Source organism: Mesorhizobium sp. M7A.F.Ca.CA.003.01.2.1 (assembly GCF_003998945.1).
Classification (GTDB): Bacteria; Pseudomonadota; Alphaproteobacteria; order Rhizobiales; family Rhizobiaceae; genus Mesorhizobium; species Mesorhizobium ciceri.
In genome coordinates this window covers 1-6,349 of record NZ_RZRA01000246.1, presented here as the reverse complement: position 1 = coordinate 6,349, position 6,349 = coordinate 1, and the positions used below count along the sequence as shown (strand labels likewise).

5 protein-coding genes and 1 pseudogene are annotated in these 6,349 nt (G+C 63.6%); 2 read left to right on the top strand and 4 right to left on the bottom strand.

All coding sequences use genetic code 11. The annotated features are described in order from the left end of the window. Window positions 1–17: 17 nt before the first annotated feature. Window positions 18–1,973 carry an acetate--CoA ligase gene (gene acs / locus EN969_RS12570; protein ID WP_013529021.1) on the bottom strand — a complete coding sequence of 652 codons (1,956 nt, stop codon included), beginning with the start codon at window positions 1,971–1,973 and terminating at the stop codon, window positions 18–20. A gap of 302 nt (window positions 1,974–2,275) precedes the next feature. Here acs and EN969_RS12565 point away from each other — a divergent pair, with 302 nt between their 5' ends. Beyond that, the gene (locus EN969_RS12565; protein ID WP_013529022.1) at window positions 2,276–2,548 is read left to right on the top strand and encodes an usg protein; all 273 of its coding nucleotides are present in this window, start codon (window positions 2,276–2,278) and stop codon (window positions 2,546–2,548) included. A 242-nt stretch (window positions 2,549–2,790) separates the two neighbouring features. Here EN969_RS12565 and EN969_RS12555 read toward each other — a convergent pair whose 3' ends face one another. Further along, complete coding sequence (locus tag EN969_RS12555) at window positions 2,791–3,825, bottom strand: aldo/keto reductase (protein ID WP_063169459.1); 1,035 nt, start codon at window positions 3,823–3,825, stop codon at window positions 2,791–2,793. A gap of 53 nt (window positions 3,826–3,878) precedes the next feature. After that, a pseudogene (locus EN969_RS12550) lies at window positions 3,879–5,059 on the bottom strand (MFS transporter). Between the two features lie 119 nt (window positions 5,060–5,178). Here EN969_RS12550 and EN969_RS12545 point away from each other — a divergent pair. Continuing rightward, window positions 5,179–6,087: a LysR substrate-binding domain-containing protein gene (locus EN969_RS12545; protein WP_063169458.1), complete on the top strand. Its 909-nt coding sequence runs from the start codon at window positions 5,179–5,181 to the stop codon at window positions 6,085–6,087. A gap of 44 nt (window positions 6,088–6,131) precedes the next feature. Here the strand turns inward: EN969_RS12545 and EN969_RS12540 are convergent. Then, window positions 6,132–6,349, bottom strand: a 218-nt coding sequence (locus EN969_RS12540; RefSeq protein ID WP_164758238.1) for an aldo/keto reductase, incomplete at its 5' end; no start/stop codon positions are given.

Below are 6,349 nucleotides of genomic sequence, written 5' to 3'. Positions count from 1 at the left end.
GCCCAGCGCGGCCTGCATCAGCTCTTCTTGTTCTGCCGGTTGGCGACCAGATCATCGACGACGGCCGGGTCGGCCAGCGTCGAGGTGTCACCCAGGGCAGAAAAATCGTCCTCGGCGATCTTGCGCAGGATGCGACGCATGATCTTGCCGGAACGCGTCTTCGGCAGGCCCGGCGCGAACTGGATCTTGTCGGGCGAAGCAATGGCGCCGATCTCCTTGCGGACATGGGCAACAAGCTCCTTGCGCAGCTCCTCGGTGGGTTCGGCACCCTTCATCAAGGTGACGTAGCTGTAGATACCCTGGCCCTTGATGTCGTGGGGATAGCCCACGACCGCGGCCTCGGAAACCTTCTCATGGCTGACCAGCGCCGATTCGACTTCGGCCGTGCCCATGCGGTGGCCGGAAACGTTGATGACGTCGTCGACGCGGCCGGTGATCCAGTAATAGCCGTCGGCGTCGCGGCGGCAGCCGTCACCGGTGAAGTACTTGCCCTTGTAGGTCGAAAAATAGGTCTGCACGAAGCGGTCGTGATCGCCATAGACGGTGCGCATCTGGCCCGGCCAGGAATCGGTGATGCACAGATTGCCGTCGGCCGCACCTTCCAGCACCTTGCCCTCGCCGTCGACCAGCTGCGGCTTGATGCCGAAGAAAGGCCGCGTCGCCGAACCCGCCTTGAGGTCGGTCGCACCTGGCAGCGGCGTGATCAGGATGCCGCCGGTCTCGGTCTGCCACCAGGTGTCGACGATCGGCACCTTGCCGTTGCCGACGACGTTGAAATACCACTCCCAGGCTTCCGGGTTGATCGGCTCGCCGACCGAACCCAGCACGCGCAGCGACTTGCGCGACGTCTTCTTCACGTGCGCATCGCCGGCGCCCATCAGCGCGCGCAACGCCGTCGGCGCGGTGTAGAAGATATTGACCTTGTGCTTGTCGATGACTTCCCAGAAGCGCGACTGCGACGGATAGTTCGGCACGCCTTCGAACATCAGCGTGGTGGCGCCGTTGGCGAGCGGGCCGTAGACGATGTAGCTGTGGCCGGTGACCCAGCCGACATCGGCGGTACACCAGTAGATGTCGCCGTCATGGTAGTCGAAGACATATTGGTGGGTCATCGAGACGTAGACGAGATAGCCGGCGGTGGTGTGCAGCACGCCCTTCGGCTTGCCGGTCGAACCCGACGTGTAGAGAATGAACAGCGGGTCCTCGGCCTTCATCTTCTCGGGCTTGCATTCGGCTTTCACCGTCGCGATCTCGTCGTGATACCAGACGTCGCGGCCTGAAACCCAGCCGGTCTTGCCGCCGGTGCGTCGCACGACCACCACCTTTTCGACTTTCGTTCCGGCTTTCGCGGCGATCTCGATCGCCCTGTCGGTGTTTTCCTTCAAAGGGATCGGCTTGCCGCCGCGCAGGCCTTCGTCAGCCGTGATAACGAAGGTCGACTTGCAGTCGTCGATGCGGCCGGCCAGCGCATCCGGCGAGAAACCGCCGAAGACGATCGAATGGACGGCGCCGATGCGCGTGCAGGCCAGCATCGCATAGGCGGCTTCCGGGATCATCGGCATGTAGATGGTGACTCGATCGCCTTTCTTGACGCCGTGTTTCTTCATCACATTGGCGAGCCGGCAGACATGCTCGTAGAGCTCGTTATAGGTGACCTTCTTGTCGTCGTAGGGATTGTCGCCTTCCCAGATGATGGCGGTCTGGTTGCCGCGCTTCTTCAGATGCCGGTCGATGCAGTTGTAGGAAACGTTGGTCAGTCCGTCCTCGAACCATTTGATCGAGACCTTGCCGTCGAAGGAGGTGTTCTTGACCTTGCTGAACGGCTTGAACCAGTCGATGCGCTTGCCGTGCTTGCCCCAGAATTTGTCCGGGTTCTTGACGCTGTCGGCATACCATTTCAGGTAGGTGTCATTGTCGATCAGCGCGTTTTTCTTCCACGCCGGCTGGACGCGATGGACATGAACCTCGGACATTCCTGACTTTCCTCCCGAACCAATCGCCGGCTTGAAATGCCGGCGGGATCGCGGCGACACGGCCGCGAATTCGGCGGCATTATTCCCAGTTCCGCCGTTACGGCAACATTAGACGTTGGATTCGCGCGGCGGGATGCCGCAGGGAGCTTCTCCAGGGCTGTCAGCACTCGAAGAGGTGCGCTGCTAACCGCATGTTTTCGCAAGCTAAAGCCGGTTCAGATGAAGAAAAAATCAATAGACGGTTAATCAGCGGCGCGCACAATCAGCCGTGGGAGGACAGGCGAATCAACCTGGGGACCGTCATGCGCGACCATGCCGAAATGGACCTGATGCTCAAAGGCTATGGCTTGACCACTGCCAAGATTCTTTATCACTTTCCCGATCACCCGCATCTGCTGCAGAGCTTCATCTGGCAGGACTACGATCTCGCGCCGAAGTTTCCGGTGCTGATCAAGTTCATCGAATTCTGGAAGGCCAAGCTGGACGGGCCGCTGCATTCGATCAGCTACACCCACCAGAAGCTGATCGCGCCGAATGAATGGCGCAAGGTGGATGGGGAGTTTGTGCTGCACTAGGGGCAAGTTTCGCAGCAACGGCTTCTTGAGGTCGGCGTTCTACGACGCCCCCCTCTGTCCTGCCGGACATCTCCCCCTCAAGTGGGCAGATTGGCAGCTCCACCGACAACGCCGCCCCTTGTTACGCCTGCGATTGGCGAAAGTCGCCGCGACATCCGATCTCCCCCCTTGAGGGGGAGATGGCCGGCAGGCCAGAGGGGGGCGCTGGCCCGCGAACCTTGCGCCATGACGGCCCGATGCGCTCAAACCACCGGCGGGTTCAACCGGGCAAAGCCTTCCTGCCGCCGATACGGGAAGTACGGGTAGGGCGCGGTGACTTCGCTTGCCGCGTCGAGCTGCCTTATCTGCCCCGGCGTCAAGGTCCAGCCGACGGCGCCGAGGTTCTGGCGCAACTGCTCCTCGTTGCGGGCGCCGATGATGACCGACGATACGGTCGGGCGCTGCAGCAGCCAGTTGATGGCGATCTGCGGCACGGTCTTGCCGGTTTCCTCGGCCACGACATCGAGGGCATCCATCACTCGATAGAGATGCTCGTCCTCGACCGGCGGACCGAAGCTTGCCGTGTCGTGCAGCCGGCTCTTTTCCGGTAGGGACTGGCCACGGCGGATCTTGCCGGTCAGGCGGCCCCAGCCAAGCGGGCTCCACACCAATGCACCGACGCCCTGGTCGAGGCCGAGCGGCATCAGCTCCCACTCATAGTCGCGGCCGACCAGCGAATAGTAGACCTGATGGGCGACATAGCGCGGATAGCCTTGGCTGTCGGCTTGCGCCAACGACTTCATCACTTGCCATCCGGAGAAGTTGGAGACGCCGACATAGCGCAGCTTGCCGGCACGGATCAGGTTGTCCAGCGTCGACAGCACCTCCTCGATCGGCGTGCCGGCATCGAAGGCGTGTAGCTGCAAAAGGTCGATGTAGTCGGTGCCGAGGCGCCTCAGCGCATCATCCACGGATCTGATCAGCCGCGAACGTGACGAGCCGTAATCGCCCGGCCCATCGCCCATCGGCAGCGCGGTCTTGGTCGAGATCAGCACGGCATCGCGGCGGCCTTTTATCGCGTCGCCAAGCACCTGTTCAGAAGCGCCGTTCGAATAGACGTCGGCCGTGTCGAACAAATTGACACCGGCCTCCAGGCAGATGTCGATCAGCCGCCGCGCTTCCCTGGCGTCGCTGTTGCCCCAGGCGCCGAACAGCGGGCCGGAACCGCCAAAGGTTCCCGCGCCGAAGGAGAGTGCGGGCACTTTCAAGCCCGATGCACCGAGACGTCGATAATCCATCTTTTTACTCCTGGTGGTATGAAGGGTGTCGGAAGCGGGTTTGCCGAGGGTAGTCACGAGCGGATGGAGGCAGGTGCGCCGAGCGCCGGGGTGCGATCGAGACGCAGCGCCAGGCCCGCCACGCCGAGTGCCGTGAGCGGCAGCAGGGCGGCGACCCAGGTGAGGGAACCCAGACCAAGGCCGTGGGCAATCACCGCGCCGCCAAGCCAGGCGCCTGCGGCGTTGCCGAGATTGAAAGCGGCGATGTTGAAGGACGAGGCGAGGCTCTGGCCGGCACCTTGCGCCTTGTCCAGCACCCACATCTGCAGCGGCGCCACGGTAGCAAAGGCGGCGGCACCGAGCAGGCCGACATAGATGACGGCCATCACCTGGCTGTGGATGGCGAAGGTCATCGTTGCGAGCACCAGGGCCAGCACCACGAGGCTGCCCAGCACGGACGGCCAAGCCAGCGGTCGGCGACCTTGCCGCCAAGCAAATTGCCGGCGATGAGACCGCCGCCGAAGACGAGCAGGATCGGCGACACGGCTGCTTCCTTGAAGCCGCTTATCTCGGTCAGCAACGGAGCGATATAAGTGAAGACGGCGAAGACGCCGGCATAGCCGAGCACGGTGGTGGCGAGGCCGAGCAGGACGGGGGTGCGGCGCAAAACGGCGAGATCGGCGCGCAGGTCGCTCTTTTCGGGCGCCGTCCGGCTGCGTGGCACCAGAGCCAGGATGACGGCGAAGGCGGCCACACCGACCACTGTCACGGCCCAGAAGGTCGCGCGCCAGCCGAAGGCCTGGCCGAGCCATGTGCCGAAGGGCACGCCGAGGATGTTGGCGATGGTCAGGCCGGTGAACATCAGCGCGATCGCCGAGGCTTGTCTGTTGGGCGCGACCAAGCCGGTGGCGACCACCGAGCCGACGCCGAAGAAAGTGCCGTGGGCAAAGGCGGTGATGATGCGGGCGCCCATCAGCGTCCAGTAGTCGGGCGCCAACGCGCAGGCGAGATTGCCGAGCGTGAAGATCGCCATCAGCGCCAGAAGCACGGTCTTGCGCGGCCAGTTGCCGGTGGCGATGGTCAGCAACGGCGCGCCGATGACGACGCCAAGCGCATAGCCCGAAATGAGCTGGCCGGCAGCCGAGATCGAAACGCCGAGATCCTTGCTGACATCGAGCAGCAAACCCATAATGACGAATTCGGTGACGCCGATGCCGAAGGCACCGGCGGCGAGGGCGTAGAGAGCAAGAGGCATGGCGGTTTTCCACTTCGATGCGAAGAGCGCCGTCCCGCGCCCCGACCCCTGAGATCGTGCTTCCCTGCATTGTGAACCAGACTTGCCTTGGGCATATTTTCTGTGAAATAGATTCATAAATGGCCAGGCCCGACATCAATCGCTCCGGCGAGATCGAAGTGTTCGTGCGCGTCGTCGAGGAAGGCAGTTTCTCCTCCGCGGCACGCGCGTTGCGCATGACGCCGTCGGCGGTGAGCAAGCTGATCGCGCGGCTGGAGGCCCGGCTTGGCGCGCGGCTGGTCAGCCGCTCGACGCGAAAGCTGCAACTGACGCCGGAAGGCACAGCATTCTACGAGAGCGGCCTGCGCATCCTTGCCGACATGGCGGCAGCCGAGCAGGAGGCAGCGGCCGGTGCTTCACCGCGCGGACGTGTGCGCATTAACAGCTACGTGCCCTTCGGGGTGCATCGGCTGGTCCCGCTTCTGCCTCGGTTCCTGGAACGCTACCCCGAGATTTCGGTCGATCTGGTGCTGACCGACAGCGTCGTCGACCTGATGGCGGAGCGCGCCGATGTTGCCATCCGTGCCGGGCCATTGAGTGAGTCACGGCTGGTGGCGCGCAAGCTCGGGCAAAGCCCGGTGGTCGTTGTTGCAGCACCTTCTTACCTCGAGACGCACGGCATACCGCTGACGCCAGCCGATCTCGACAAACACAACCGCATGGGCTTCGGCTTCGTCAGGCACCTCGATGGCTGGCCGTTCCTCGACGCGGAAGGCCGCGTCATCATGATTCCGATCACCGGCAACACGCTGGTCAGCGATGGTGAGGCGATGCGGCTCATGGCACTGGCGGGCGCGGGCATCGCCCGGCTGGCGCGCTGGCATGTGGCGGAAGACATAGCGGCCGGCAGACTGGCGCCGCTGCTGGAGGCATTCAATCCGGGTGACGAGGAGCCGACCCACGCCGTCTATGTCGGCCAGGGCCGGCATCTGCCGGCGCGGGTGCGCGCCTTTCTCGATTTTCTGGGCGAGAGCGTCCGGCTGACCTGACATCTCCGGAGCCACGGCTCCCGAGATGTCAGCGTGGGCTGTATTTATGCTTTCGGCGTGAACGCCGCCGGACGGCGGCCCGCTGCCTGGCGCTCCAGCATCCAGCCTGGATATTCGGACGGCAGGGCGCTGACCTCGTCGAGACGAACCAGATCGTCGGTGTCGAGCTTCACCTCAGTGGCGGCAAGGTTCTGCTCCAGCTGCTCCATGCGGCTGGCGCCGATGATGACGCTCATCACGAAGGGCTTGGCCAGGACATAGC